The 26415-nt window shown below is 63.4% G+C and carries 23 protein-coding genes and 1 pseudogene; 6 read left to right on the forward strand and 18 right to left on the reverse strand.

Annotated features, from left to right (window positions below; all coding sequences use genetic code 11):
- Positions 1-191, reverse strand: a pseudogene (locus PV768_RS16770) (IS110 family transposase); the annotation flags it as partial.
- 339 nt (positions 192-530) lie between these two features.
- Between PV768_RS16770 and PV768_RS16775 the strand changes: the two are divergent.
- The 5 genes from PV768_RS16775 (at position 531) to PV768_RS16795 (ending at position 6963) form a co-directional block, all read left to right on the forward strand.
- On the forward strand, positions 531-1652 hold the full coding sequence (locus PV768_RS16775; protein ID WP_321213696.1) for a hypothetical protein: 1122 nt from the start codon (positions 531-533) through the stop codon (positions 1650-1652).
- 3 nt (positions 1653-1655) lie between these two features.
- Complete coding sequence (locus tag PV768_RS16780) at positions 1656-2801, forward strand: hypothetical protein (protein ID WP_321213695.1); 1146 nt, start codon at positions 1656-1658, stop codon at positions 2799-2801.
- Complete coding sequence (locus PV768_RS16785; RefSeq protein ID WP_321213694.1) at positions 2798-4564, forward strand: Hsp70 family protein; 1767 nt, start codon at positions 2798-2800, stop codon at positions 4562-4564. Before PV768_RS16780 ends, PV768_RS16785 begins: the two co-directional genes overlap by 4 nt.
- The gene (locus PV768_RS16790; protein ID WP_421093640.1) at positions 4561-5910 is read left to right on the forward strand and encodes a hypothetical protein; all 1350 of its coding nucleotides are present in this window, start codon (positions 4561-4563) and stop codon (positions 5908-5910) included. Before PV768_RS16785 ends, PV768_RS16790 begins: the two co-directional genes overlap by 4 nt.
- A gap of 366 nt (positions 5911-6276) precedes the next feature.
- Complete coding sequence (locus tag PV768_RS16795; protein ID WP_321213692.1) at positions 6277-6963, forward strand: hypothetical protein; 687 nt, start codon at positions 6277-6279, stop codon at positions 6961-6963.
- A gap of 346 nt (positions 6964-7309) precedes the next feature.
- Here the strand turns inward: PV768_RS16795 and PV768_RS16800 are convergent, their stop codons facing one another.
- From PV768_RS16800 to PV768_RS16815, 4 genes are all read right to left on the reverse strand, one after another.
- The gene (locus PV768_RS16800) at positions 7310-8848 is read right to left on the reverse strand and encodes an HNH endonuclease signature motif containing protein (RefSeq protein ID WP_321213691.1); all 1539 of its coding nucleotides are present in this window, start codon (positions 8846-8848) and stop codon (positions 7310-7312) included.
- A gap of 69 nt (positions 8849-8917) precedes the next feature.
- On the reverse strand, positions 8918-9685 hold the full coding sequence (locus PV768_RS16805) for an SCO1664 family protein (RefSeq protein ID WP_321213690.1): 768 nt from the start codon (positions 9683-9685) through the stop codon (positions 8918-8920).
- Positions 9685-10239: a DUF3090 domain-containing protein gene (locus tag PV768_RS16810; protein ID WP_321213689.1), complete on the reverse strand. Its 555-nt coding sequence runs from the start codon at positions 10237-10239 to the stop codon at positions 9685-9687. Before PV768_RS16810 ends, PV768_RS16805 begins: the two co-directional genes overlap by 1 nt.
- Before the next feature lie 24 nt (positions 10240-10263).
- Complete coding sequence (locus PV768_RS16815; protein WP_321213688.1) at positions 10264-10956, reverse strand: histidine phosphatase family protein; 693 nt, start codon at positions 10954-10956, stop codon at positions 10264-10266.
- Between the two features lie 362 nt (positions 10957-11318).
- Between PV768_RS16815 and PV768_RS16820 the strand changes: the two genes are divergently transcribed.
- Complete coding sequence (locus tag PV768_RS16820) at positions 11319-12287, forward strand: metallophosphoesterase (protein WP_157241995.1); 969 nt, start codon at positions 11319-11321, stop codon at positions 12285-12287.
- 82 nt (positions 12288-12369) lie between these two features.
- Here PV768_RS16820 and PV768_RS16825 read toward each other — a convergent pair whose 3' ends face one another.
- From PV768_RS16825 to PV768_RS16885, 13 genes are all read right to left on the reverse strand, one after another.
- Positions 12370-14226, reverse strand: a complete 1857-nt coding sequence (locus tag PV768_RS16825; RefSeq protein WP_421093641.1) for a VWA domain-containing protein — start codon at positions 14224-14226, stop codon at positions 12370-12372.
- Between the two features lie 234 nt (positions 14227-14460).
- A complete protein-coding gene (locus PV768_RS16830) occupies positions 14461-15540 on the reverse strand; it encodes a glycerophosphodiester phosphodiesterase (RefSeq protein WP_421093642.1) in 1080 nt (359 codons plus the stop codon).
- Positions 15541-15673: 133 nt separating this feature from the next.
- On the reverse strand, positions 15674-17191 hold the full coding sequence (locus PV768_RS16835) for a glycoside hydrolase family 32 protein (protein ID WP_421093643.1): 1518 nt from the start codon (positions 17189-17191) through the stop codon (positions 15674-15676).
- A gap of 2 nt (positions 17192-17193) precedes the next feature.
- Positions 17194-18072 carry a carbohydrate ABC transporter permease gene (locus PV768_RS16840; RefSeq protein ID WP_104998153.1) on the reverse strand — a complete coding sequence of 293 codons (879 nt, stop codon included), beginning with the start codon at positions 18070-18072 and terminating at the stop codon, positions 17194-17196.
- Between the two features lies 1 nt (position 18073).
- A complete protein-coding gene (locus PV768_RS16845) occupies positions 18074-19042 on the reverse strand; it encodes a sugar ABC transporter permease (protein WP_321213684.1) in 969 nt (322 codons plus the stop codon).
- Between the two features lie 71 nt (positions 19043-19113).
- On the reverse strand, positions 19114-20406 hold the full coding sequence (locus PV768_RS16850; RefSeq protein ID WP_157242001.1) for an ABC transporter substrate-binding protein: 1293 nt from the start codon (positions 20404-20406) through the stop codon (positions 19114-19116).
- A 143-nt stretch (positions 20407-20549) separates the two neighbouring features.
- Positions 20550-21572, reverse strand: a complete 1023-nt coding sequence (locus PV768_RS16855) for a LacI family DNA-binding transcriptional regulator (RefSeq protein ID WP_421093644.1) — start codon at positions 21570-21572, stop codon at positions 20550-20552.
- 170 nt (positions 21573-21742) lie between these two features.
- Positions 21743-22489, reverse strand: a complete 747-nt coding sequence (locus PV768_RS16860; protein WP_421093645.1) for a hypothetical protein — start codon at positions 22487-22489, stop codon at positions 21743-21745.
- A 108-nt stretch (positions 22490-22597) separates the two neighbouring features.
- Positions 22598-23470 carry an HNH endonuclease gene (locus PV768_RS16865; RefSeq protein WP_321213680.1) on the reverse strand — a complete coding sequence of 291 codons (873 nt, stop codon included), beginning with the start codon at positions 23468-23470 and terminating at the stop codon, positions 22598-22600.
- Between the two features lie 57 nt (positions 23471-23527).
- Complete coding sequence (locus PV768_RS16870; protein ID WP_321213679.1) at positions 23528-23722, reverse strand: hypothetical protein; 195 nt, start codon at positions 23720-23722, stop codon at positions 23528-23530.
- Positions 23719-24249, reverse strand: coding sequence for a hypothetical protein (locus PV768_RS16875; protein WP_321213678.1), 531 nt, complete (start codon positions 24247-24249; stop codon positions 23719-23721). The genes PV768_RS16870 and PV768_RS16875 overlap by 4 nt, the downstream gene beginning before the upstream one ends.
- Positions 24250-24370: 121 nt before the next feature.
- Positions 24371-25270 (reverse strand): CPBP family intramembrane glutamic endopeptidase, encoded by a 900-nt coding sequence (locus PV768_RS16880; protein WP_157242004.1) that lies wholly within the window; start codon positions 25268-25270, stop codon positions 24371-24373.
- Positions 25271-25416: 146 nt separating this feature from the next.
- Complete coding sequence (locus tag PV768_RS16885; RefSeq protein ID WP_157242005.1) at positions 25417-26268, reverse strand: universal stress protein; 852 nt, start codon at positions 26266-26268, stop codon at positions 25417-25419.
- Positions 26269-26415: the final 147 nt, after the last annotated feature.

Genomic DNA, 26415 nt, shown 5'->3' on the forward strand with positions numbered 1-26415 from the left:
AGGACGAAACCGGTAGGGCCGGACTCGTACACAACCTTGACGCCCGGTTCGAAACGGCGGATCCAGTGCAGAACCACGGCCGGGTCGGCGGCCATCGTGTGGACGCTGATTTCACCGGTGGCCGGATCCAGCGCATGGCCCACGACGTTGACCGCGTGAACATCCAGACCAATGAAAGTATGCTCAAACATAGCCGGGACCTCCCAAACTCACATGTGGCACTACCATTGCACTCCCCGCGGAGCAGTCAGGCCAAGGGAAGCGCTAATGGCAACCCACGGCCCTGTGAAACAGAAGGCCCCGGCCTCCTCCTGCCCCGTCCGGGATAAAGGACATTACCGCCGGGTACCAGGTCCCGGCAGCGCCGCCCTTCCAGCAACAGCCAACAGGACACCCCGAAGCCGGCGCTGATGGGACCGCCCGGCGACAATGGCCGGCCCGGACAGGCAGAACCCGCTGTCACTTCATATCGTCTAACCGGCCAGCCCGACTCATAAATTCGATCTCGGCCGACGGCAGGTAGATGCGTCATGGGTTTCTGGCACACCGGTTACTTGGAATTTCATGAGCCAACTGAAGAAGGTACGGGCACGGTGGCAGAACCGCTGCCAGCGACGTTCCCTTGCGCAACGTGCGGGGTGGATTTTTTTACCGACCGTGATCTCCGCGTGCATGCATTCGAGGGACATCCAACGCGAAGGCCGGTTCTTGTGTTGAAGGGACGGGAGTGTGGCAGGACCCGGCTGACTCTCACCAGCGCTACCTCGCCTGAAGATTGGGTAATTCGCAATACTGACGCGGTGGCCATTAATGGCACTGGGACCTCGATCGCAAATGCTGTTGAGTTTTTGGCGGCGCAACGCGGTGGCGTTGTCGACGTAACGCTCACAAAGAGCGATGTGGTGCAGGCGTTCCAATTCGAGTTTGCTCTTGCCGACGTCGACCATCTTGAAAGCGTGGATGATGCTCTGAAACGCCTAATCGACGGAGGTGAGCTGAGCCTTCGGGCTATTGACGACTTCATCATGCGCTCCAAGGGCTACCTCTCTGCCGGCAGGTATCTGTATGGTCTCGCGAACTACCTGTACGGCGTCCTGGCACGCGAGGGGCTCGCCGAGTCCGGCGTTCGCGATGACCTGCAGGACGGCGGTGGCTATCAGGGCAAGTACGACCAGGCGGTGGGAATTCTAGGTACCTTCGATCGACCTGCAGCTGAGGCCATTTGCGGCATCGTTGCTTTCCACTACAACCACTTCGAGCGTGCCATGACAAAGACCAAGAGCCAACGCGTCGCCGAAGTCTCTCTGCGCTTTCAGTCGCTCCTCAAGAGGGAAACCTACTTCGTCGGTGATCTAGCGCCATCGCCACACGCCAGCTTGGATGTTGCGCTCAGCGACTCAGTGATCGAACAGGTGCTTGGGTGGAGCGCCTTGCCGCTCGATGGCACCGCGGCGGCGGAGATTGCCGAGCTGTCGGCCAGTATTCACCAGCAGCGACCGTACGATGCTTTCAAACTGCATTTGGTCGCGGCCGAGCACGCTTTGGCTGAAGGGGACATTGCGACAGCCGGCCAGCATGCAGAACGTCTTCGTTACAGCCGTCTCGCGGAGGGCTGGTATGCAGGCTTTCGCACTCGAGTTCAAGGAGTATAAAAAGTGACATCAGACGCGGGACCGAATGCGGTAGCTTCCGACAAAAGCACTGATGTGACCCTGAGACAGGAGTCCAACCCCATCAATGGACAGCTGGGCAATCAGGAAGGGGCTAAGAAGAAGGAGCGGCCAAAGTCCATCCTTGCCCTCATTGAGTTCGCGTATGGCGAAGAGGGACGCAAGTTAAACCTTGCGCGGAGAGATTTGCGCGAACTTTCACTGCAACCAGACGCAGCGCAAGCCGAGACCGATGCTGTGCGACGTTTGGCGGTTGGCGACCCATGTCTTGCGGTGCCGCCCAGCTTATTGGCGGCCGTGGCGGAGCTTGGTCCGGAGTTGCCTGTTCGTCGCCGCATCCTAGACTTAGTTTTGGTGGCGTTTGCGAGTCACAAAGTCTTCGAGAATCGACTTGAACGGTTGACTGGTGTGCCGGGCAGTCCGGTATTGACTGCCCAAGAAATGAATGAAGCGGCCAAGCGAATCACGTTCGATACGCTAGGCCTTCACACGGCGTCAGACTTCAATGAAGGCGCCCGGGAGCGGTTGCGTGTGAACGCTGTCACGGCCTTCGGACTCTTCCGCGTCCTCCACGATCACTGGACAGCGGACCAGTTCATTGGGGATATGGCCGCTTGGATTTGGAACGCCCCTAGGGACCGAAGCGTCCCTAGGGTCGCCGCGCTCCTGGCAACTGCAAAGAACAGCGATGCGCTTAGTCAACTATCGAGGCACTCGGAGGTTCGTCTCCAAGAGTCGACGATGGCGACCGAGAAGGCGCTTGCTCAAGCCCGACGGGAGGAGCTCCGTGCTGTAACGGCTGAGGCTTCCGCCAAGCGGCTGTCTGCTGAGCTTGAGGATGCGATCGCTCGCACTGCTGAGCTGGGTGCAGAGGCCGAGACTTTGAAACGACGACTTTCGGCAGAGCAGAGCAACAGGGTCGTGGATCAGAGCCACCACGTTGATGACTACGAGGCGCTCCGAACGCAAGTGATTCGACGATTGACAAGGCAGGCCGAGCTTTTGAGCAAAGGACTTCATGCGCTTCGTAATGGCAGCGCAAACGTCGCTGACGAGTTCGTTGACCGGGCAATGAGTGCCATTGATAGCGAGATTGCGCGACTTAAGGACCTGGAGGAAGGAAGGCAATGACGGTAGGTTTCGACTTCGGCACCACCAACAGCTTGGTTTCTGTGGTGGCAGGCGACCGAGTCGTCGACGTTCTTGATGCGGAAGGCCTGCCCCACGCTTCCGTTGTCCGCTATGAAGGCGAGGACGTTATCGTCGGGCGCGAGGCGCGACATGCATTAGAGGAAGTCGGGCTTGGGGTGTACGGCAACACCGTACGCTCGCCGAAGTTCCTTCTAGGACAGGAGATCGTCAGCGTTGGTGGGGTCGAGCGCAGCCCGATTGACATCGTTGCGGATGTCATCCGGCACGTTCGGACGGAGTCGCGCCGGAGCGGTCATCGTAAGGTGCTGGGAGAGTTGGACCGCGCCGTGGTCACCATCCCTGTGAACATGAACGGACCGCGGCGCGCGGCTCTTCGGGAGGCTTTCGCCCAGTCGGAAATTTCGGTGACCCAGTTTGTACACGAACCGCTCGCCGCCTTATACGGCCACCTGCGCGGGGCGACGGACCCTCAGGCCGAGATCCGCAGGCTCATGAAACGCAACGTCCTCGTTGTGGACTGGGGTGGCGGAACATTGGACCTTACACTCTGCCGCATAGAGCCAGGCCGCATCCTTCAACTCCGCAACGGTGGTACCGACCAGGTAGGCGGAGACAAATTTGACCGAGTAATCCGTGACGAGGTGGTCGCGAGGTTTTCGAACAAGCATGGAATTTCCGGGTTCGATCATCCGACTCGCGACGCGCGCCTAAGCCTGCTGCAAGAAGCGGAAAGCAGCAAGATCGAGCTCTCAGACCGGCCAAGCGTCACGATTTATCATGCGAGCTACTTTGCGGAGTCAGGCACTACCCTAGAGTATTCCCTGAGCCGGCAGGAGCTGGACGGAATCACGCGACCGCTTGTGGCCGCTGGCATTCGTGAGATCGAGTCGCTTCTAGAGAGTGTCGACATGGCGCCAGCCCAGATCTCGCTTTGCCTCGTGGCTGGCGGTATGGCTGCTATGCCGAGCATCCGCGGCCGACTGCACGAAATGTTCGGGCCCGAGCGCGTTCTTATTCCAGAGAACAGCGCAACGCTAGTTTCTCAGGGAGCAGCTTGGATCGCGCACGACGCACAGCGCTTGGTGCTAGCAAAGCAAATTGAACTGGAGATGGCACGGGGCTTGAGGCTTCCCCTTCTGCGGGCCGGAACGGCCATGCCGAGCAATGGCGAAATATGTCGTGACCGATTCCACCTGTACTGCACGGACCCGACTGATGGTGTCGCGAAGTTCGCCATCGTGGCACCCTCCGAGCTCTCCGAGCAGCCGCAAGCGAGTGACCCGCGGACATCGATCGGCATGGTAGCCGTCGCTGTGGACAAGACGGCGCCACCATTGGTCGAGCGTCTAGAACTTGACGTTGAGGTCGACGACAATCTGATTTTGTCTGTCAGCGCAACGTCCAGCAGGCGAGCTGACCGGGCGAGTGCCTCTTACTTTGATCTGGAGTTCGGCATAGGTCTTCCGGGGAGCAGCGACCTACGGGATCTTGATGTTACTGATGCTGACGTTTGGGTGCCGATCGGCGGACTCGTTGTCCGTGCGAACGTAGCTGACCGGGAGGACACCCGCCTTGTCCCCGGGGACGTGCTATATCAGCACAAGCGCTGGGCGTTCTCGAGGCTTCCTGGGCCAGACCAGGCCACCGACGAGCAAATCCTTGAGCATCTCTACTACCAGCCATGCGCGGTCTGTAAACGCCAGTGGGGCGACCCGGCGTGTAGGTGTGCCTCGGTGGCTTGACGATGGCGTCACAACAGGTTGTTGTCCGGGTGGTGGATGGCGCGTCTGTAGTTGAGGAATCCGTTCGACGGCCAGTTCGGCTGACGCCGGACGGGTACGCTGGCATCGTTTATGCTGGCGCGGTTTTCCCGCTCTTTGCCGACAATGTCATCGACATGGCTGGACCATCTTGGGAAATCGAGGACTGTAATCGCTTTCTCTTGGCGGGCGCTAGTGTGCCGTTTGCGCGGAAGGCCGATAATGCCTTAGCGCAGCAGTCGTTCATAGAGTTTCCCGACGAGTGGAACGTTGAAACGACCAGGTTCGGCCACTACGTCGTCTTCAACGCCTCAGAGCGGCTTGCGGCTGAAGTCGTCGCTGCACTGGAGGCGGGAGGCCTCTCAGTTCAGCGGTGGGATGTCAGTCACCGCACTGCCGCAGATGGCAAGTTCTACGACTGGTTCGCTCGCCTCCGCGTAAAGGGCACTCACACCGACGCCCTGTCTCGCGTTGCGGCGGTGTTCTCGCCCGTATCGGCTGACTTGGTGGTTGAACCTTCGCCGACTCAAACAGATACTCGCTTCGAGGACCTTGCAGCCCAGGTCGAGCAACTGCTGGATCAGACTGTCGAACTCAGGGAGCGTCTCGATGGGTCGGAGAGCCAGGTTACACTTCTGCGCCAGCGGCTCGCGGCAGCGACTGACCGGGAGTCCAAACTCGCCAGCGAGTTGAATCGCGCTTTGGAACACCAAAAGTCTCTGCTCGGTCAGATCGCCGAGCTGGGCCGTGCGCCGGAGCAACCCTTTGACACCAGGGCGTTCTTGGTCAAGCAGACAGAGACCGAGGAACTTCTTGAATTCGCACTGGCTGAGAACGCCGAACTCTACAGCAGCGTCGGGAGCTTACGGGCGCAGGCAGAGCAAGGCGATGCACGGGTCTTGTCCTTGGAAGCAATGGTGCTAGGCCTACGCGAGAGGCTCGAAGAGGTAGGGCACCAGGAACGAGAGCGGCGCCGCGCTGCTGCCGCTCCTGTAGCGCCTCGCCGAGGCGTGCTGGGCTTTCTTGACACGGCCTTTTCGCGGCTTACCTTCGTTCTGGACAGCATGGAGGTACTGGCCAACCTCGACGCACCCGCGTCGCTGCTGCGTTCGCTGGTGCAGATCGATATGGGCGAGAACGTGGGGAAAGACCTCGAAGGCCTACGTGGCTGGCGAGAAGTCTCCAAGCTTGCAACGGGCGTTGCTGGCAGCGAGGACATGGGCCGCATTTACTACAAGCCTGATGGTGCCCAGGTCCTGGTCAGTGTTCACGTCAAGCAGGACGACAAGGAACAGCGCCGCCACCTTGAGCGACTTCGCTCGATTTGAAAAAGGACCCCCGGCCAGCCTGCAAAACAGCTGCCGCGTCTGACTTAATGAAATCGCATCCGGGTAACGGACGGACGAGTATTTGCCAGCTCCGAGCGGCTACTGACTCAGTGGAAACTACATCAGGGGTGCTCCTTGAGACCAAGTAAGTCAGTCGTTCAAAGTCGCTGTACGATGCCCACCTCACAGGCCGGATATGGTCTAGGGGTTTGTATTTGAGCATTGCAGATGTAGATACCGGTGCATAGCGCGTGTATGGAGTCACGGCGACGTCTAGTCCCAAGAGCCCACCAGTTGGCCTAGAGCCTGCCATTATGTAGTAAACACCAGGTTTGCTTGTCGAATTTTTGAAGGAGTTTCTTTTCATTGAGTCATCGCACGCCAGATTCTGGAAATTCCATTGTCCATGAGTGGCGGGCCAGACTCCGCGGCTGGGATCCTGAAAGGAAAACTCTTGTCGTCATTTCCTTGGTGCTCTTCGGTCTCTTCCTTTTCACGACAATTGGGTGGATCTCGGGGGCCCGACCAGCCGGTCCGGCCTGGGATGCCATGGGTACGTGGGCGGGCGTCATTGTAACGGGCCTTGGGTTCGCCTGGGCCGTTTTCACCTTCAAAAACGACCAGCGACTAAGGTATGAGCAAGAACAGGTCGAGCGCCTTCGACACGCCCAAGCAGTGGCAGTTGTATCGACAGCCTCCTCCACTCCGGACGATGATCCGGTAACTGGTTCGACTGATCAGCCGCCATCAAAAAGTTGGACAACAAGATTTCAGTGGACTGTCCAGAACGCCGGCCCCTTCCCCATATTTCAACTAATCGTCTTCGTTCCGCATCTTGCCGTATCGGGAGAAGCGAGCGGGCAGCATAAGCAATTTTCTATGGGTAATGTTCTTCCGGGAGGATCTGCGGATGGAAGCAGCTCACAATGCATTGCTAAACGAGGATCACTCGATGGTTTTGACGTGGTCAACTTCGCTTTCACCGATGTATGGGGGACCCGCTGGAAGGGAAACGCGGGGCAGCCAGTCGCGCGTCTATTGGCAGATGAATGAATCGCAGTTGACTAGACGACTTCGGATTGAACCTTGTTCCGACATTGGGTGCAGCCGCGGGTAGGGCTCGGGCACATCGGCCTAGGCAAGGGTGCGGCCCATCTGCGTGCCGATCCGTGGTCCGGTCGCCGGTGCGCACCCCATTCTGGGTGGCCGCCCAGCAGCGGGCCTACGCGATAGTTTGCTGCCGTGCAGCAGAAAAGGTCAACTAGGGTGGAACGTCGCCATCACGAGTCCTAGGAACACTTGCGGAAATAATGGGGTCAGCTATGAGGAATGGGTCAAGTAGATCGGAATCTCACAACTCCGCACGATTTGTGCGTGGTCCCTTGTGCTTTGCCGGCAGTTAGTTGGCATCGAGGTAGGCGCGCAGGAACTGTTCTGCGGCAGACGGCGGTACCTTAAGGTAGTCCGCGGTCCCGCCCAGGGCGGTGGGCATAGGCGGGTAGGGCCGTTGTGGTTTCCATTCGCCGGCTTCCGGCGCGAGCGTGCGCGGCCAGTGGGGCGGCTCCCAGTCCTGGTGTTCGCTTTTGTAGTTCCGTCCTGATGGTGAGACCCAGCCGGGCGGCTCATTTTTTGTTGCCGGCGTCGGTCTCCAGCCGCTGGCGTGTTTGAGTCTGTGGTGCCGTGGACAGGGCTGTCCCAGGTTGCTGATCCCGGTGGTTCCGCCGTGATGCCAGGCCAGGAGGTGGTCTGCCTCGTTGTCCAGGGAATGGTTGCTGCACCCTGGGAACGGGCATTTGCCGTCGCGCATCCGTAGCCAGTTCCGCATGGCCTTCGTGAGCCGGTAACTGGTGCGGCCGATTTCCAGGGGTGCCCCGTCCCGTGGATCCACGAGCACCCGGTGGAACGAGTCCGCTCCGTTGGCCACCAGATTCCGTGCCATGGAGGCAGGAATGGGTCCAAACCCGTCGAGCATGGCCGGCTCCTCCGTCGCCCCGAGCAGGGAGAAGACAGGAACGGTAACCAGGATTTCGGCCCGGGGCGTAGGTACATCGGCAAGACCGCTGGCCCCTGCATCCGGCCCAGCCCCGGTCGCGGCGCTGACGCCGTTGCTGCAGCGGGTGCAGCCGTTGTCGCTGCGCAGGGCTGCCGTTGCGAATACGTCTGCCCGCAACTGGGTGAGCGTCCGGGCGTCGTTAGGCCCCTGCAGGCCCCGGGCGATGGCGGTAATGCGGTTCCAGATCGCAGCCCCCTGGTCCGCCGGCAGGTAGGCAGACACCCGCGCCATGCCGTCCTGCTCCGGGGTGTATTCCAGGCATCTGTCCTGCACTCCTTTAGCATGGCGTTTTTCGATGCTGTCGGGGTGGTGCCGTTCGCGCCAGGTCCTGGCCTTCCGCCGGAACCTGAAGGCGGGCATCTCGCCGGCCGGACAGCCGCGGGCAGGAGTGGCCGCATCATCCCCGAGGAAGTGGGCTTCAAGTGCCCGCGCTGCGTCGCGGTCGAGGGTGGCGGTTTCGTCCACCATTACCTTGGCGTGTTGCCACGAAACGGTTCCCGCCTGCAGGGCTGACAGGGTCCGGGGTAGGGACGTAGCCAGAGCATGGGATTGTACCAGCAGCATGCCTGCGGCCCGATCGCCGATGGCCAGGACGCAGCCCACCTCGGCCGCTATCGCCATTTCCTGGGCCTGGACCGGCATGTCCAGAGGCGCTGCCGCCCGCGCCGAGTCCGCATAGGTGGCCGCTGCCTCCGCCTTCAATCCCGCGATTTGGGCCTCAGCCCGTGCGCTCCCGGCAAGGACGTCCAAGCACTCATCAGCCACGGCGGCCAGAGGGTCGGTGTCCGACGCCGGCCCGCAATGGGGCCGGGCGACTTCGGCGCGAATTATGGCAATCGCGTCGTCGATCGCCCCAAAAGCCTTTTCCACCGCTTCGCTTGCCATGTAGCCATTATTGAAGGAGGGTGTGACATTTTTTGTGCACCAGTTTGCGAAGCCCGTAGCGTGATTCCCTCAGAACAGCGGCCAGGGCACCGCCGACATCTCACCGCTCGGAGCCGGGAACCTACCCGCCGAGCGTAACCGGGCGCAGCGCGCGGCGAGCGAGGCGACTTCTTCGGCGCTGAGCAGGTCCGCCAGGTTTCGGCCCAGCTCACCGTCCAGTCCTTCGCTGACACGGTCGATGCCCTCAAGTTCCTCGACGGTCAGGGCATCTCCCAGCCACCCCCACAGCACCGTGCGCAGCTTGTTGTCACGGTGAAAGGTAAGCCCGTGGTCCACGCCGTGCCGGTGGCCGCCCGCCATGGCAAGGATGTGGTCGCCTTTGCGGTCGGCATTGTTTACGACGACGTCGAACACCGCCATGCGTCTGAGCGCCGGAGAGTCCTCATGGATGAGGGCGACCATCCGTCCGTTCTCATCCTGCCCCTCAAGGACGTGTTTCCAACCGACCTCCGGTACGTCGTCCGACGCAATGAGGTCCACGGCGTTCTGGCCGGCGTCTGTCTCCTGCCACAGCTGCACCATCCCTTCGCCGAACGGGCCATCGCGCAGCCAGGTGCGAGGCACCACGTTCCAGCCGAGGACCTCCGAGACCAGGTAGGCGGCAACCTCCCGGTGGGCAAGGACGCCGTCGGGAAAATCCCACAGCGGTTTCTCCCCGGCTATGGGCTTATAGACAACTGTCGTGTTGCCGATGCTGCCCACGAAGGTGGCGTTCGACGCCGTCGTAATGCGCCCGGTGAGCGTCAGTTCGGCCGTCACCAGGTCAGGCGCCGGCATCAGGCCTCGGGCAAAGTGCAGACATGCCCGTCCGCGTCTACGGGGTAACCGCAGAGCGGGCACGCAGGACGCCCGGCGCCCACAACCTCCCGCGTGCGCTTGGCAAATGCGCGGGCGGTGCCAACCGGCATCCGCACCAGTAGCATTTCGGGCACGTCGGCGTCATCCTCATCAAGCAATTCGTCGTCGTTATCAGCGTCGACATCGGTGATCGGGTAGGCCTCGATCACGACCTGCGCCGTCGTCGGGTCCCAGCCCAAACTCATGGCGCCCGTCCGGAACTGCTCCTGAACGGCCTCGAGCTGGTCATTGTCAACCAGTTCAACGGGAGTGCTGGTGGGAACGCTGTGGGGGTTGCCCTCGATGTTGAGAAGCTGGTCGAGGATTTCGTCGATCTTCTCCGCAAGCAGGGCCGACTGCTGTTTCTCCATGGCGATACTCACGATCTGAGTCCCTGCCCGCACCTGCAGGTAGAACGTTCGTGCCCCCGGAAGGCCAATGGTGCCAACGACGACCCGATCAGGCCAGTCGAACTCATGAACACGTGTAGGCATAAGAGCATTCTAGGCACAGGCGCTTCATGGCGCCCCTTGCCCTGCACCGCCGCCCACCGGCGCGTCGACGGACTGGATGCCGTTCGACAGCCAGGACAGATCCCCGCCATCGGTGTTGGTCGCGTAGACGCTTGGTCGTGTGGCGCCGTAGCGCACGATCGATACCGAGGCAGGGCCCACGTTAATGCGCTGGAACAGGTCGAGGTGCATGCCAAGCGCGTCGGCAACAATTGATTTGATGACGTCACCGTGACTCACCGCCACCCAAACGGCTCCCGGCCCGTACTCGGCTTCGAAGGCTGCATCGTGGCGCCGAATCGCTGCTACCGCCCGAGCCTGCATCCCGGCCATGGATTCACCGCCGGGAAAGACGACGGCGGACGGCTGCGACTGCACAGCGGACCACAGGTCTTCGGTTGCGAGATCACTGAGCATGCGGCCCTGCCACTGGCCGTAATCGCACTCGGTGAGATCGGGTTCCACCGGCGCGTACGGATTGCCGGTCTGGCGGTCGAGGATGAGCTGGGCAGTTTGCTGGCAACGCTCGAGAGGGCTCGACACCACCCCAACTACGGGCACTGCCGCGAGCCGTTCTCCGGTCAAGGCCGCCTGCTCGCGCCCGATCTGGTCCAGGCTGACACCGGCGGCCCGCCCGGCCAGCAGTCCAGTGGCATTGGCTGTGGTGCGGCCGTGCCGCACGAGAATAACTGTCGCCATCCACCCAGCCTATCTACCCGTTCGACGGCGGTGTCCCCGGACCCATGAAGATTTTGTCCGGCGCTGGCATCGGCCCTTCGGAAGGGAGTAGGCGTGCCCGTCGGGGACCTGGGTAGGCAATAGCCCGCACCATGACGGTGCGGGTGGAGTCGCTGGTGGATGGCACGCGCTGCCGCCGTCGGCCACCCTTTCATTTGGTCAAGACACAGCATCGCGGCCCGCCGAACTGCCACGGCACCATTTTTTGTTGTCCCTTGGGACTTTGGCCGAAGTTTACGGTGTAGCCCCTGCTGCGTTGCCGCAGCGTCACCTGGCGCTGCTTGGCTCGTGCTGTTCCTTTCCCTATCACCCAGGAGCTCACGATGCCGATCCAGTTCCCCGCATCCCACATCAGCCATGGCCAGAGCCGCCGCAGCTTCCTGGGCATGAGTGCCGGTGCGGCCGCCGCTTTCGCCGTCGCCGGGGCCCCAGCAGCAGCCGCAACTACCCGCGGCGCCGAGCCGCCATTGCGGTTCGGAGTCATCGCCGACTGCCAGTACGCTGACAAGCCCGACCGCGGTGTCCGGCTCTACCGGCAGTCCATCAGCAAGCTGCAGGAGGCGGTGGCCACCCTCAATGAGGAAGACCTCCGCTTCGCGCTGCACCTCGGCGACTTCGTCGACGAGTTTCCGGAGAGCTTCGATGCCGTGATGCCCATCTGGGAGCAGCTGCGGATGTCGAAGTACCACGTACTCGGCAACCATGACTTCCAGATGCCCCGCGAGGAGGTGCTGCGCACCATGAACATGCCGGCGTCGTACCACCAGTTTCGCCGCAACGGTTGGCGATTCATCATCGTGGACACGAACGACGTCAGCACCTACGGCAACCCCGAAGGTTCCGCCAACTACGTACTGGCCGAAAAGATGCGGGCCGAACTGCAGGCGGCTGGCAAGCCGAACGGACAGACCTGGAACGGCGGTGTTGGTCCGGAGCAGCTCGCCTGGATTGAGCAGACCCTTGAACTCGCTCGCCACAACGGCGAAAAGGTTGTGCTCAACGCGCACCACCCTGTCTTCCCCCTTGACCAGCACAATGCCTACAACGACACCACACTGGTGGACCTGGTGACCTCGTACGACAATGTGGTCGCCTGGTTCAACGGCCACAACCATGCAGGCAACTACGGCTTCGCCGGTGGCACCCACTTCATGACTTTCAAGGGCATGCTCGACACGACGGTGAATTCATATGCGACTGTCCAGGCTTACGACGACCGCCTGGTGGTTGAGGGCTTCGGACGCGAGCCGAACCGGATCGTCCCAATAGGCGCGCCTGCATACGAGGTCTGAGGGAGGCTTTCGCCGTTGACGCGCCCCGGTTGTGTGCCGATGGATTGCGCGTAGCAGTCGCCAGATCTCGTGGCGGGCGGCCCTAGAAACTGGTCACCAGTTCGCTGAGCACCTCTTCGAGCCTGTTTGGATCGGTGGCGTCATAGTAGTGGGCCCCGCTGGCCTTAGCGATCTCCCTAAGGGTGGGGACATCGGCGTCGGGACCGTAAGCGAGGGTAAAAACCAGGACCGGCGTGGAGTGGTTCTGACGGCTCAACTGTTCCGAGAGACCCTTCAGGTCCCCCGGATGGGTGGTGTCGTTTTTTCCGTCGCTCAAAAGCACGATGGTGTTGATGAAGCTGTCCTTGTATTCCTTCGCTTGTTCGCTCGCGAAGCGGCTCACCGCTTCAAAAAGAGGCGTAGCATCTACGGCCTTAAGTTCAGCGAGCTTGGCCTTGAGGTCGTCCTTGTTGGTTGCAAAGGGAGCTACGGGGCTTACGATGCCCGGTGTCAGGGGACCGTCGCCCACCTGGGAGAAGGCAGCAAGCCCAATCTCATCTTCCCCGACGAAATGATCCAGCGCCTTGAGCACGGCGTCCTTGGCCCGTTGCAGCTTGGTCACTCCGGTTTCCTGCACCATGGACTCGGAGACGTCCAGCAGGAACAGGGCCCTGGCCCGCTTCCGGACATCGGCGAAGCTGTCCTTGATGTCGTTAAGCATCTTGCCCTTGGGAAGCGGCAGCGGCTGGAGCGTCTCAGCGTACCGTCCGGTCGCGGCCACGCCGGCATCCAGCTTCCCCTGGATGCTGCGATACCCGGATGCCTTCACAACGTGTTGGCCCTGTTCCGTTACTGCGAAGGCGAGAAAGTCCTCGGCCGCCATGCGCTGCTGGCGCCCCACCCAGTCACCGTTAAGGATTACTGCGGGGTTGTCCGCTACGTGCACGCCGTCGTCGGGATAAATGGCGCGAAGGGGTTCCTTCGGCGCGGGACCGGATTGCTTCGTTTTGCCGTCCTCGCTGACGACTCCCCGGTTGTAGTCCCAAACAGACTTTTCATCCACGATCACCGCGGAAAGGAACTCCGAGACCCGCCCGGCGTCGTCAGCCTGCCTGGCGTGCCACAGGAAATGCTCGGGAGTGGCCATGTAGTGGCTGGTGCCGAGCTCCACGTCGCGCACCTTCTCCACCAGCGATGGTGCGTTCAGATCCATGCCCTCCAAACCTCCCACGCTGCCGCCGGCGGCACCGTAGGAAGCTGCGAGGGCCATCAAGCCCGACGTCGAGACGAGCGGGCTGGCCTTGCCGAACTTGAACTTTCCCCAGTCGCCATGGCCCTGGCGTTCCCACACATCCTGTTCCCCGGCCATCCGGAAGACCTCAGACCACGACGGCGGGTTGCTGTCCCAGCCGAGCGCGGCGGTCATCGTCTCCGGCATAGCCACCACAATCGCACCCCGGGCGAGGCTGGTTCCTTCATCGGGGACAAGGCTCCCACCGGCACCTTCCCGTGCGATTCTTAACCACGCGGAGGAGTCCGGCAGCCAGATGGCGGGCCTGTCACCTGCCGGCGCACCGGAGAATTGTGCAGCAACCTTGCCGGCAGCGACTCCCGATTTTTCCTCCATCACTGCAGGAGCCACGCATTTGCCGTCCACGCTCCGGGGTTTCGCCGTGTACGCGCCGGCCAGGGCACGGACCATGTCCGCGTTTTCCAGCGAAGTGAGGATATTGACGGGAATGCAGGGAGCACTCCCGGCGGCAGCGGCAGGGCTGTCCTGCGCCAGGGATTCACTTACTGGAGGTGTCCCTGATGCGCCGCCCTCTCCTGAATCGGCGGGAAAAATCACCGCCCGCAGCACGAATGCGGCGCCTACGATCAGGAGTGCCACGGCTGCCGCTGCGGCAGTCCAGATCCAGCGTGGATAAATCGGGTCAGTTGCTGCGCGTCGGCGGCCCATGCACGTTTCCTTTGGCTTCCGCCGGGTTTCCCCGGTGTGAATACAAACATGAAACCGACCCGCGGCCGTGAACCGCGATTGCGCCTAGCCCCCGCCCGAATGCCCCCGCAACCGGAGACGCACTTTGAGGATAACCCCGGCGGGCGCGAACTGAGCGTTGTGATTCACATTTTTGCCAAGGAACGGGCCCTGCACGGAATACCGTGCAGGGCCCGCTTGGTGCTGGCACCGGCTTTACGGCCGGGCAGCTCCGGGTTCCAGCGAGAACTTCTTCGGAAGCTTCATGGAGTACTCGGCCATGACGTCGCGAAGGCGGTCCGGGTAGTCGGTGATGATGCCGTCCACTCCGGTGTCGATGAGTGCCCGCATGGTGGGCTTGTCGTCCACCGTCCAGGGAATGACCTGCATGCCCTTGGCGTGTGCCCGGCTCACCATGTCCGCCGTGACATACGGGACGTAGCCGGGGTCGGTGACGGTTCCGTTCTGGGGCGTGCCGTGGACGGGGGAAACGGCGTCGAAGCCCAGGGACGCGGCCGCGTCCACCAGGTCACCGCCGAAGTCGTCTGAATCAATGCCGCCCAACCAGGGTGAGCTGCCGGGCTTGCCGGCCTGCAGGAAGTCCTTGTTGGTCAGGGCTACGGTGCGGATCTGCGGGTCCATCTCCTGGACGAGCCGGAGTGCGCCCCAGTCGAAGCTTTGGATGGAAACGCGGGACTGCATGTTGGCAGCCTTGATTTCCTTCAGTGCCACGTTTACGAACTGTTCCCGGGGAGCGGTCTGCTCGGGCGCGCCGGCCTCCACCTTCGTCTCGATGTTGAACTTCACCTGGCTTGCCCGGTAGGAGTCCACCAGGGCAAAAACTTCGGCGAGGGTAGGCATCTTGGCGCCTGGGGACGCCTGCTGGCCCGGGAACTGCGGCAGGGTCTTTGAGCCGCAGTCCAGGCTGCGGACCTGGTCGAAGGTGAGGTCCTTGATGTACTTGCCAACGTACGGGAACTGCGGGTCTCCGGGGGTGACGGGGGCGGTGTCGGCGCACTTCTTGTCGCTGATCTTCCGGTCATGCGTGACGACTTCGCGGCCGTCCTTGGTGATCTGCAGGTCCAGTTCAAGGGTGGAGACACCTGTTTCGATGCCCTTGGCGAAGGACGCCAGGGTGGACTCCACGGTCAGTCCCAGCCCGCCGCGGTGCGCCTGGAGGTCAAAGTGGTTGTCCGTGCCGTTGGGGTTGGTGTCGGCGGCCTGGGCCGGAAGGGATGTTCCCAGCGCCATTCCTGTGCATATGGCCGCAGCGGTCAGCAGCTTTGCGTATTTCATCTGTCAATCTCCAAGTTGGGGGGTGCCCGGTGAAAGGGCACACCAAGTCTCGGGATCCAGATGAAACCAAGAACAGCGAACAGGTGGCGGGGACGTTACGCAGGCATGAACTAAGACCGTACTCCCGGAAGGTTCAACGGCCGACGACGTCGAGCACCACGAGGTGCGCCCCCTCACCTTCGGCGAAGATGGCCAGGCCCGGGCTCGCCTCCCCGGGGAACACCAGGTCAGTGAGCGTGGCGAGCCCGTCCTGGGCGAAAACCTCCACCGAGCAGCGGTCCAGGTAGACCCGCAGGCGCAGCCGGCCTCCCTGCAAGGGCACGGCCACGGCTTCGATCGACGGGAAGGTTTCGTGGAAGGCAACCTGCCCGGATTCGCGGCGGTCCAGCCGCAGCATCCCGTCCGAAGTGTCGTAGCGGAGGACCGTCCGCTCATCGTCCCCCGCCCGAAGCACCAGTCCCACTCCCGCGGCAGCGCCCGGCTCCAGCTCAACGTCGATCCGCGCCACGGATGCGGCGGCCGGAACGTCCAGAACGCCGGACGGCAAGGGCTGCGGCCCCAGCCGGACGTGCCCTGTTTCCCGCTCCGGCAACGGATCAATGGCTTGCTGCCGAAGCATCACTTTCCCGACTACCCGGGTCAGCGACACCTCCCGCGGCAGGGACATGGCGCTGCGCCAGCCGCCGGTGGGCGTCTCGCGGGCGTAGTCCCAGTTGTTCATCCAGCCGATCATGATCCGGCGCCCGTCCGGCACGTTGCTGAACGAAACGGCGGCGTAGTAGTCCCGCCCCCAGTCCAGCCAGCCGTACTCCCGCATCCGGCTGCTGTCCTTCTGGAGGCCCTCGGTGACAGTCGATCCGGAATGGAACGCCACGCCGTCGAACTCTCCCACGAAGTACTGTCCCGCGGAGCCGCCGGCAATGCCGCCCGGGTTGATGTTCACAATGAGGACCCACCGGCTGTCCTCCGGATTCCCGTCCACGGGCAGCTCGAACAGGTCCGGGCATTCCCAGACGCCGCCGGTGGCGTTGGCAGGGCCAAAGGTGCTCAGGTGTTCCCACGCCTTCAGGTCGGCCGACTTGTACAGCACTACCTGGCGCTGCACCGCCTCGACGGCGACCATGACCCAGTAACTTCCGGCGCCGCCGTCGTACCAAAAAACCTTTGGATCGCGGAAGTCAGCGGACGCGCGGTCCAGCACGGGATTGCCGTGGTACTTGGTCCAGGTCCGGCCTTCGTCGAGGCTGTAGGCGAGCGACTGCGCCTGCCGGCCCGGAAGCGGCGCGGCGTCACTGTAGGCACTGGTGTAAATGGCCACCAGCGGGGGATTGGCCGCTGTGCCGAGGCCGCTGGTGTTGTGCTGATCGAATACCGCCGAGCCGGAGAAGATGGCCTCGTGTTCGTCGCACGGAATGGCCACGGGCTGCTCGTCCCAGTGCAGCAGGTCCCGCGAGGTGGCGTGCCCCCAGGACATGTTGCCCCAGTCAGCGCCGAACGGGTTGTGCTGGTAGAAGAGGTGGTAGGTGCCGTTGAGGTACACCAGCCCGTTCGGATCGTTCAGCCAGTTCCGTTCGGCGGTGTAGTGGAACGCGGGCCGGTACTGGTCGGTGGCAGCCAACGTGGCGCCCGCCGCCGTCGTCAATGAATTCATGGTTAGCCCTTTACACCGCTGGAGGCGATGCTGTTGACGAACGAACGCTGGAAGGCGATGAAAAGCACCACCACCGGAACGGTGATCAGGGAAGCGTATGCCATCACCTCGCCCCACGAAACGTTCAGCTGAAAGAAGTACTGGATGCCGATCATCACCGGGCGCAGTTCCTCGGACTGGACCACCATCAGCGGCCAGAGGTAGGAGTTCCAGGCCGGCAGGAAGGTCAGGATCGCCACCGTGGCCGTCGCCGGTCCGGAGAGCGGCATGACCACCTGTCGGTAGATCTTGAACCAGCCGGCCCCGTCAATGCGGGCGGCCTCGTCGAGTTCCTTGGGGATGGACTCGAAGTACTGGTGGAACAGGTAGATGGAAAAGGCGTTGGCGATGAACGGGATGATCTGCACCTGGTAGGTGTCCAGCCAGCCCTTGGAGAATTCAAGGCTGAAGCCGTTCAGTTCAAAGTAGGGGAGCTGGTTGACCCACCACACCAGCGGCAGGGCGAGGGTCTGGAAGGGCACGATCAGCGTGGCCAGGATGGCGGTGAACACGATCTTCTTGCCGCGGACCTGCATCCGGGACAGTGCGAAGGCGCAGAGGCTGTTGACGAAGATGCCCAGGACAACGGTGACGGCGGAGACGCCCACCGAGTTGAGCAGGAAGCGGGCTGCCGGGACGCGGTCGAACACGGCTGCGTAGTTGTCGAAGGAGATGTTGCCGATGGGCAGGAACGCGGCCAGCGAGGACATGTCGCCGAAGATCTGCTGGTCCGGCTTCAGCGAGGACACCAGCATGAAGACGATGGGGAACGCAGCGACGACCGCGAAGAGGATGCGCACCAGCATGGTGCCGGCGCTTCTGAGGAGCAGTTGGTTTTTCATGTCAGTCTTTCTCCCGCGTGAGGTGGCGCTGCACCACGGAGACGATCAGGACGAGGACGAAGAACACCAGCGAGATGGCGGAGGCGTAGGAGGTTTCCTGCTGCCGGTAGCCGGACTGGACAGCCTCGTAAATGATGGTTGTGGTGGAATCCATGGGCCCGCCCTGGGTCATTACGCTGATCTGGTCGAAGAGGCCAAGGGCCTGGATGGTGATGGTCACGAGCACCAGGCTCCGGGTGTGGAAGAGGCCGGGCCAGGTGACGTAGCGGAACTGCTGCCACCGGCTGGTGCCGTCCAGCTGCGCCGCCTCGTAGAGCTCGCCGGAGATGCCCTGCAGTCCGGCCAGCCAGATGATCATGTGGAAGCCGGCGGCCTGCCAGATGGACAGGATGATGATGGCCGGCATCGCGGTGTTGGGATCGCCCAGCCAGTCCGGCCCGTCGATCAGGCCGAAGCTGACGGCGGCGAGGATCTCGTTGATCAGGCCGTCCTTGCGGTACATAAACAGCCACAGCAGCGAGACCACCACCATGGAGGTGACCACAGGCAGGAAGTACACGGTGCGGAAGAAGTTCACTCCGCGGAATTTCTTGTTGATCAGCAGCGCCATCACCAGGGCAAGGCCGGACTGCACCGGAACGATGACCACGGTGAAGTAGGCGACGTTGAGCAGGGCGCGGTAGAACGTGGGGTCGGTGAAGAGCCGGGCGAAGTTGTCCACGCCCACGAATTCCACCGGCCGCGGCGAGATGAGCCGGGCGTTGGTGAAGGCCAGGCCGAAGCCCAGGATGGCCGGAATGAAGATGAAGGCCAGCAGGAGCACCGCCGCGGGGGCGATCATGCCCCAGCCGCTGAGCTGGTCCCGGCGGAAGCCGGGCCGGCGGTGCGCGGCGGGTTTAGCGTTCGACGGCGGCACGGCAGTTGCGGGGGTGGCCGGACGTGGGCGGGTGGGAAGGTGGGAAGTTGCCATGAGGGGTCTCCGTAGGTCGGGCGGCCGGAGGGATGCGGCGCGCTGCGGCGCATCCCTCCGGCGTGCTCCGGCTATTTCTTGTAGCCGCCGTTGGACTTGATGTTGGCGTCGATCGCCTTCACGGCGCTGTCCAGGGTGGACTTCGGATCTGCGCCGTTCAGGATGTCCTGGACGGCCTTGCCGTATTCAGTGGCGATGAACGGGTAGGCGGGTGTCTCGGGGCGCATGACGGCGTATTCACGCGAGAAGTCCATGAAGATCCGGTTGGCGCCGCCCTCGGCGAAGGCCGGGATCAGGGCTGCCGCCTCATTGCTGGCGGGGATGGCTCCGGTGGCTTTGGCGACGGCGGCGATGTTCTCCGGCTTCAGGGAGTAGGAGAGGTAGTCCATGGCGGCCTCGGAATTGCTGCAGCCGCTGGTGACGCCCCACTGCCAGGAGGCGCCGCCGATCTTGGGGCCTTCACCCAGGTCAACAGGGGGCATAACCACCAGGTCGTCACCGAGCGCGGCCTTGGCCTTGTCCGCAGCCCATGAACCGGTGTAGACGATGGCGCTCTTGTTGTTCAGGAAGTCCTGGGTGGAATCCTTGCCACTCTTCTTGGCGATGAATCCCTGGTCGGCCAGGCCGCGGAACCACTCGGCCCACGCCACAGCCTTGTCCCCGTTAAGCTCGCCCTCGGCGCTCTGGAAGCCGTCGCGGTTGACCAGGTCTCCGCCGAAGGACTGCAGGAAGGGGGAGTAGGCGTACGGAAGCCATTCGCCGGTACCGGCGGTGCCCAGGTCCAGCGGGTGCTCCCACTTGCCGAGGGCCTTGAGCTTTGTCAGGGCGTCCTGGAACTCCTCTTTGGTCCAGGGCTGCTCGATGGTGGCAGCCCGCACCCCGGCGGCCTCCAGGTCTGAGGTGCGTGCCATCATGGCCAGCGCGACGTCGTAGTAGCCCACCGCGTAGGGCTTTCCGTCCCATTCAGCCACTGTGCTGGGGAGCTGCTTGGAAAGGTCGGCATCCAGTTCCAGGGGCTTCAGGTATCCGGCCCATGCCCAGTTCGGTACGTTGGGGCCATCGATGTCCACGATGCAGGGGAGGTTCCCCGCGGCGGCGGCGGAAACGACAGAGTCGTTGTAGGAGTCCTGCGGGAAGGCCTGGACCTTGATCTTCACTTTGTCCTGGCTGCCGTTGTAGGAGTCCACGATCTTCTGGACCGCAGCCAGCTCGTCCGGGTTACCGGCGTTGTGGGTCCAAAGGGCAATCTCCCCGGAACCTTCGCTGGAGGAGGACGCGCTGCCCTTCCCGCAGCCGGCGAGGGTGGCGGTGAGGGCGACGGCGGCTATGCTGGTCGCCAGGACCTTGGTGAGCTTCTTGTTCATGATCAGTCTTTCTGCTTAGACAGGGTGGAGGGGTGTGACGGGGTCCTGCTGGGAACGCGGCCGCTGCAACGGCTGCGTTCCCGATCTTTTTTGGGGGAATTAGGGAAAGCGGATAACAACACCTGGCCCGGGGGCTCTGCAGGTCAGTTCCTGGGCGGGGCCACGGAGTCCCGCTCGACCAGCGGGCAGGCGATCTTTTCATGCACCCGGGGTGCGCCGGGGTTCTCAAGTTCGTTGAGCAGCTTATGGACCACCCACCGGCCCATTTCATAGTGGGGGAGGGCCATGGTGGACAGCCCCGGCCAGAGGGCGTCGGCAATCAGTTCCAGGTTGTCCACCCCCACAATCGAGAGGTCCGCCGGGATGTCCAGGCCAAGATAGCCGGCTGCCTGGTAGGCGCCCATGGCCATCTGGTCGTTGAAACAGAACAACGCGGTGGGCCGTTCCGTTCCGGACAGCAGATCCAGTGCAGCCGCACGCCCGCCGGCAGTGCTCGGATGCCCAGCCACCAGGCGGTCCGCCGGCAGCTCCAGTCCATGGCGGTCCAGGGCTGAACGAAAACCCGCGAGCCGTTCGTGGGCGGCAGGAATGTCGTCCTCGTTGTTGATCATGGCGATCCTGCGGTGGCCTGCCGCCACCAGGAGTTCGGCAGCGGACTCGCCGGCGCCGAATTCGTCCGGCACTACCGAGGACAGCCCGGGGTTGTCCGTGGTGGCGTCCAGCACGATGGTGGGAACCGCGCTGAGTTCATCGGGTACGGACACCAGCTGGTTGAACATCCGGGCGAAGATGATTCCGTCAACCTGGTGCTGCTGCAGTGCCCGGATCTCCTGGCGCTCCAGTTCATTGTCCAGGCCGGAGTTGACCACCATCAGCAGGTGTCCGTGCTCTGAGGCGGCGTCCTGTGCGCCCTGGATCATGGCGCCGGCGAAGGGGGTGGTGGTGATCTCGTCGCTGACAAGGCCCAGGATCTGGGAGCGCTGGTTCCGCAGTCCGCTCGCCAAACGGTTCGGTGCGTAGCCGAGGTCGCCGGCGACGGCTTTGATGTGCTCGACAGTTTGGGCGTTCACCCGGGAGCTGTGCGCTTCGCTCAGGGCGTGGGACACAGTGGTCACAGACACGCCTGCAGCTTTCGCTACGTCCCGGATGTTTACCTTCGTCGCCATCGACCGTTCCTTTGCAAAACGTTTTGTATGTTGCTTGCATCACTATATGCAAAACGTTTTGCAGCCGTCAAGGGGCGAGTTTGGAAAACCTGGGTTTCCTGGGGCCGAGGTCAATGTGTGCAAGAGCCGTGCGGGCACCGCTGTTAGCAAGCAGAGCCGCCGTCGAAGGCTTACGCCACCTGCGGTCCGCGCCTGAAAAGCACAGCCAGGAGGACCCCTCCGGCGATCAGCGTCAGCCAGGCGATGCTGATGATGATGATTTCGAAGACGTCCTCCCGGTTCATGCCGCGCAACGCCACCACGACAGCGAGGGAGGCCATTGCCGCGGCGAAGCTGGCCAGGAACAGCCACCGGATACTCCGCTCAAGCCTGGTCCGGGTGGACAACACAGGCACCAGGGAGAGGAAGACCAGGGTCATGAGCAGGTACCCCAGTTCCTCCAAGGCAATGAAGATCCCGTGGGGGTTGTACTGCGTGAAAATGGACCAACCGTCAAGCTGCCCTTTTTCAAGGCTGGTGGGCATGACCACTGCCTGGATGTAGTAGTTGATCAGGAGGACAGTCGCCGCGATCACCGCGAGGCACAGCGCCAGCGAACTGTAGGTCTTGCTTTTATCCGGTGCGTACTGATGAAGCGCGGCAACCAACGCCACGAAAAGCAGCATCAGGACCATCGCCGGAAACAGCCAGTAATAGTCTCCGGGCCATTGCTGAGGGATTCCGTCGCCAGTGAACGGGTAGGGGACCTTGTCCGGCAGTGCCGTCAGGGCAAGCGCAAATGTCAGGACTGTCACGCCGACAGTGGCCACTGCCACCCGGAACCCGAACCGGCAGGCGGCCCCGGCCGGGCTCAAGGCGCCCGGCCCGCCGCGTGCGGGTGCGCCGGCAGTTCGACTGCTTTTCCGTCTTGTTGGCATGGCTGTTCCCGCTCCTTGCGCCTACAGGTCCCGCGACTAGGATGCGGCTTAGCCGCCGGAGGAAACAGGGCATAAGGTCCCCGGGCAGGCTCAGGGACGGCCACCTGGTCAGTCCTGGCGGCCCTCGAGAATCCGCCGGGCGTCATCCTGCGCCTGGAGGGCACGGGGGCTTACCGCCTCGCCCCTCAGGTGGCCGGCAGCAGCGATGATGTTCCGGAGTTCCGAAACTGTGCGTGGTTCTGTCACCCCGTGGTGCGCCAGAGCGTGGCAGTTGGGGCACAGCGGAACAAGGTCGACAATGGGGTCCAACTGGTACCCGGCCCCGAGCATTTCCGGCGGCACTACGTGGTGGACGTCGATGTAGCCTGTGCCGGTGTCGCCGTACGAGGCCTCGAAAGAGAACCCGCAGGCAGCGCAGGACGTTCCATGGAAAGCAAGGCACATCCGGCGCGCTTCGGGGTCCCGCTCGTAGCGGTTCACCTCCATACTGCTGACCGCGGCCTGGGGATAGGTCCCGGAAACCACTTGGGCAGGGACAACGGCGGACGGCCCCTGCTCCCGCCACAGCCGGCGAAGGCCAGGCTCCGCCCCTGGTGGAAGGTCCATGCCTGAACGAAAGGTGATGTCGCGCCAGGCCATCCCGGGGACGGCATGGCTGATGGCCTCCGGCGGTATCTGCTCGCCGAGGGGGAGCAGGGCATCGAAAGCGACGCTGACGTGCCAGCCGGCGTCTTCGCGTTCCCCTCGTGGCATGGTTGCGTAGGGTTCGGACACCACCACCCCATGTCCGATGAGCCCGGAACCTGCGTCAGTGCTGCCCTCTACCAGGAGCCAGGCCTCAGCCCCCGGCCGGACATGCAGTGCGTGGCCAATGCTCCAGCGCTGCAGGAACCGCCCGGACTGTTCCACCTGCTCGACGGCGGCACGGTAGTCCCAGCGGTCCCATGCGTTGGGATTCCATCCAAGGAGGACTGCAGCCACTACTCACCTAATCCAGCACGTGCTGTGCGTCGGGTACCACAGCCATCCGAGCGGAACCTAGATAGGTTCCTTGGCCAGCGCCTTGGTCTTTGCGGGTGTTTCGCGGCCCAGACGCTGATCGAGCGTGACGCGCAGCCTGGCGGCCGCAACCTGGACCCGGTGCTCAGCCGGGGTGGCCTTCTTCGGGGCGGGACTGGCGGAAGTGCTCCGCGGAGGATGGACAAACCGGTGTTCAGGCGACGCTGCGCTCATGGTCCAGCCTCCTTGGTTGTGTCTTCATCCGTCGTTCCATTCTCGCCCATGTTGCGGCCGGCGTCCATGAACGGCATCTCCGCGCCGGTGTTTCCTTCCTCCCCGAGGTCGTCCCCGTTCTCATCCCCGGAGACGCTCTTCCACGCGATGTCGAACAACTCGAGTTCCTCGGTGCGCGCGAGTTCGCTGCGGGCCAGCACTTCCAGGGTGGCCAGTCCCAGGGCCTTCGTTCCCTCGTCCTGGTCCAGCGCCCGGTCCAGCGCCCACTGGGTCCGCCGCCACCATTCGGCCCGGCTGTCCGCTTCCGTCTTCTGCATCAGGGCCCGGGCGTCCGCTTCCCGCTTCTGGTCCAGGGCCGTCTTGTCCGCTGTGGTGCGCTGCTTGAGCGTGCGCCAGTTGATGTAGAAGGCGAGCAGGGCGGCGATGAGGACGGCCAACGGCCCGAGGCCGGCAAGGATCACCCACCAGTCAGCCGGTCCGGAATGCACCACGACATCAAGCGTGCTGGGGGTCGGTGCAGGGGTCACTTCGCCAGCATAGGCCGGGGAAGAGCGGCCGGCCCGCCTGACACCCCGCTACTGCCACACGCCTTCGCGGCCCAGGATCCTTTCCTCCTGGACGGCCGCAACGTCGTCGGACCACGTCCCCTCAAGAATGGTGGATGGGTTTCCGGGCCGAAAGGGTCCCAGGTCCCCGTGTCAGGTCTCCGCGGCGGACCAGCATGACGACGGCGACGACCAGCCAGGCTGTTGCCGCATGGCCCCACGGGTAGACCTGCTGGGGGATCCCGGGCGTCAGGGGGTTCAGGATGAACTGGAACGTCGCGAGGCTGGCGTGCATCAGCATTGCCAGGAGCAGGCTGCCGGTGTGGTCGTAGACCCACACCATGAGCACACGGTAGGCGGTGAGCTGCCCCACGAGCACGGCGACGAACCATAGGGACAGGAAGATCTCCAGCGGTATGCCGCCGTTTGTCCCGCCGCCGCCCCAGTAGCTCACGAAGAAATGCCATACACCCCACAGCACTCCCACCATGATTCCGGTCCAGAGCACGCTGAGGCGCCGGCGCGCCTTCGGGATGGCGAACCCGGTCCAGCCGATTTCTTCGAGGAGCCCGACCACCAGCCCGAGCACAAGCGCCATGACGATGGTGCCGGCCTTGTCTTCTGCCGTGGCGATCCGTGGTGCGTAATCCGCGGAGGACAACCAAAGGCCCAGCACGACGGCGGCCATCGTCACTGGCGCGACCAGCAGGGCGACGGCGTACCAGCGGCCGCCCACGCGCCACTTCTGCAGGCGCGACCATAATTCGCGGTACCCTGCCCGTCCGGACACGACTCCCGTCAGCAGCAGGCCGGCAACAGCCGGCCCGAGCAGCATCGCAGGCACGGTGACCGGGACCGTCAGCTGGAACTCTTCCGGGGTGGGCGACAGGCCGCCGGTGGAGGCCCATACGGCCAGCACAATGCTGCCCCATGACAAGAGGAAAGTAATGCCGTAATACCACCACAGCGGATGCTTCCGGACTGATGTCCGAAGGGCAAGCATGAGATCCTCCCGGTTTACGCCTGATGTACCTTCAGCTTCCCTTCCACGGAACGCACGGCATAGGGCCGTCCGGCCCGATTCGCCTGGAACATAGGGCAGGGGCTCCAGGGCCTGGCTCGGGCCAGGCGCAGGAACGGAGCAGCGGGTCAGACAGTTCCCCGCCGGGAGATCAGGACCGGGCCTCGCGCGTGGTGAAGGACCGCATGGGCGGTGGAACCGATGGTCTCCCGCAAAAAGCCGTGGCCTTTGGTTCCCACGACGAGCATCCGCGCGTCGTCCGAGGCTTTGAGGATGGCATGCGGGACCGACGCGTCGGTGAGTACCCTGCCCTCCACGGCAACGTAGGGTGCGAGCGCCCGGGCACGGTGGAGGGCGGCGTGGAGCACTTCGCCGGCGGCAGCCTCGGCGTCGGGTCCGTTCCGCTGTGCGTACCCGGCAGGCACATGGTGGACGTGGACGATATTGAGCTTTGCCTGCCATGCCGAGGCCAAGGCGCAAGCGTCCTCCAGGGCCGCGGGAGAACCGGATGCGTCAACCGCGACGACGACCGGCCCGCCAGGGTGGAGGTCCGGCCGGATCACAGCTACGGGGCAGGAAGCAGTGGCGGCGAGTTCCAGGCTCACCGAACCCACCAGCAGCCCCAGGAATCCGCCCAGCCCCCGGCTGCCCACAACAACCATCTCCTGGCCGGCAGAGATCTCGGCAAGGTACGAGGCGGGCAGCCCATGCAGCAGGGTGCCCTGGACGTCCAGCCCGGGTGCCGCGGCTTGGGCGCGGCCGACGCCCTCCTCGAGGATCGCCTGTGCTGACCGTTCCAGGCCGCTGTCCGCTACTCCTGGAACGGGGCCCAGTTTGTGGGTCAGCAGCGGCCAGATTGAAACGTGGACGACGTGGAGGGGACAGCCTCGCAGGTCCGCCTGTTGCGCTGCCCACGTGATGGCGGCGGCCGCTTCGGCCGAACCGTCGTATCCGGCGACGATGGTTCCAGGTTCCTCCATTGCTCCTCGCTCCTTCGCAGGGACCTTCGGCCCTGTGGCGGCTCGCTGTGGGACTCCATGCTGATGGGGTGGGCTTGCTGTGTACCCGCCCTTCCAGCAGAGCACCCGCAGTTGCCGGAAGCAAGAACTGTTGTCCGATACGAGGAG

The organism is Pseudarthrobacter sp. CC4, from assembly GCF_048957775.1.
In the GTDB taxonomy this organism is placed as follows: Bacteria; Actinomycetota; Actinomycetes; order Actinomycetales; family Micrococcaceae; genus Arthrobacter.

Coding starts and splice junctions, on each gene's coding strand:
- PV768_RS16775 (WP_321213696.1), top strand. CDS start 531: ATGGGTTTCTGGCACACCGGTTACTTGGAATTTCATGAGCCAACTGAA.
- PV768_RS16785 (WP_321213694.1), top strand. CDS start 2,798: ATGACGGTAGGTTTCGACTTCGGCACCACCAACAGCTTGGTTTCTGTG.
- PV768_RS16800 (WP_321213691.1), bottom strand. CDS start 8,848: ATGGCAAGCGAAGCGGTGGAAAAGGCTTTTGGGGCGATCGACGACGCG.
- PV768_RS16805 (WP_321213690.1), bottom strand. CDS start 9,685: ATGCCGGCGCCTGACCTGGTGACGGCCGAACTGACGCTCACCGGGCGC.
- PV768_RS16810 (WP_321213689.1), bottom strand. CDS start 10,239: ATGCCTACACGTGTTCATGAGTTCGACTGGCCTGATCGGGTCGTCGTT.
- PV768_RS16815 (WP_321213688.1), bottom strand. CDS start 10,956: ATGGCGACAGTTATTCTCGTGCGGCACGGCCGCACCACAGCCAATGCC.
- PV768_RS16820 (WP_157241995.1), top strand. CDS start 11,319: ATGCCGATCCAGTTCCCCGCATCCCACATCAGCCATGGCCAGAGCCGC.
- PV768_RS16825 (WP_421093641.1), bottom strand. CDS start 14,226: ATGGGCCGCCGACGCGCAGCAACTGACCCGATTTATCCACGCTGGATC.
- PV768_RS16830 (WP_421093642.1), bottom strand. CDS start 15,540: ATGAAATACGCAAAGCTGCTGACCGCTGCGGCCATATGCACAGGAATG.
- PV768_RS16835 (WP_421093643.1), bottom strand. CDS start 17,191: ATGAATTCATTGACGACGGCGGCGGGCGCCACGTTGGCTGCCACCGAC.
- PV768_RS16840 (WP_104998153.1), bottom strand. CDS start 18,072: ATGAAAAACCAACTGCTCCTCAGAAGCGCCGGCACCATGCTGGTGCGC.
- PV768_RS16845 (WP_321213684.1), bottom strand. CDS start 19,042: ATGGCAACTTCCCACCTTCCCACCCGCCCACGTCCGGCCACCCCCGCA.
- PV768_RS16850 (WP_157242001.1), bottom strand. CDS start 20,406: ATGAACAAGAAGCTCACCAAGGTCCTGGCGACCAGCATAGCCGCCGTC.
- PV768_RS16855 (WP_421093644.1), bottom strand. CDS start 21,572: ATGGCGACGAAGGTAAACATCCGGGACGTAGCGAAAGCTGCAGGCGTG.
- PV768_RS16860 (WP_421093645.1), bottom strand. CDS start 22,489: ATGCCAACAAGACGGAAAAGCAGTCGAACTGCCGGCGCACCCGCACGC.
- PV768_RS16870 (WP_321213679.1), bottom strand. CDS start 23,722: ATGAGCGCAGCGTCGCCTGAACACCGGTTTGTCCATCCTCCGCGGAGC.
- PV768_RS16880 (WP_157242004.1), bottom strand. CDS start 25,270: ATGCTTGCCCTTCGGACATCAGTCCGGAAGCATCCGCTGTGGTGGTAT.
- PV768_RS16885 (WP_157242005.1), bottom strand. CDS start 26,268: ATGGAGGAACCTGGAACCATCGTCGCCGGATACGACGGTTCGGCCGAA.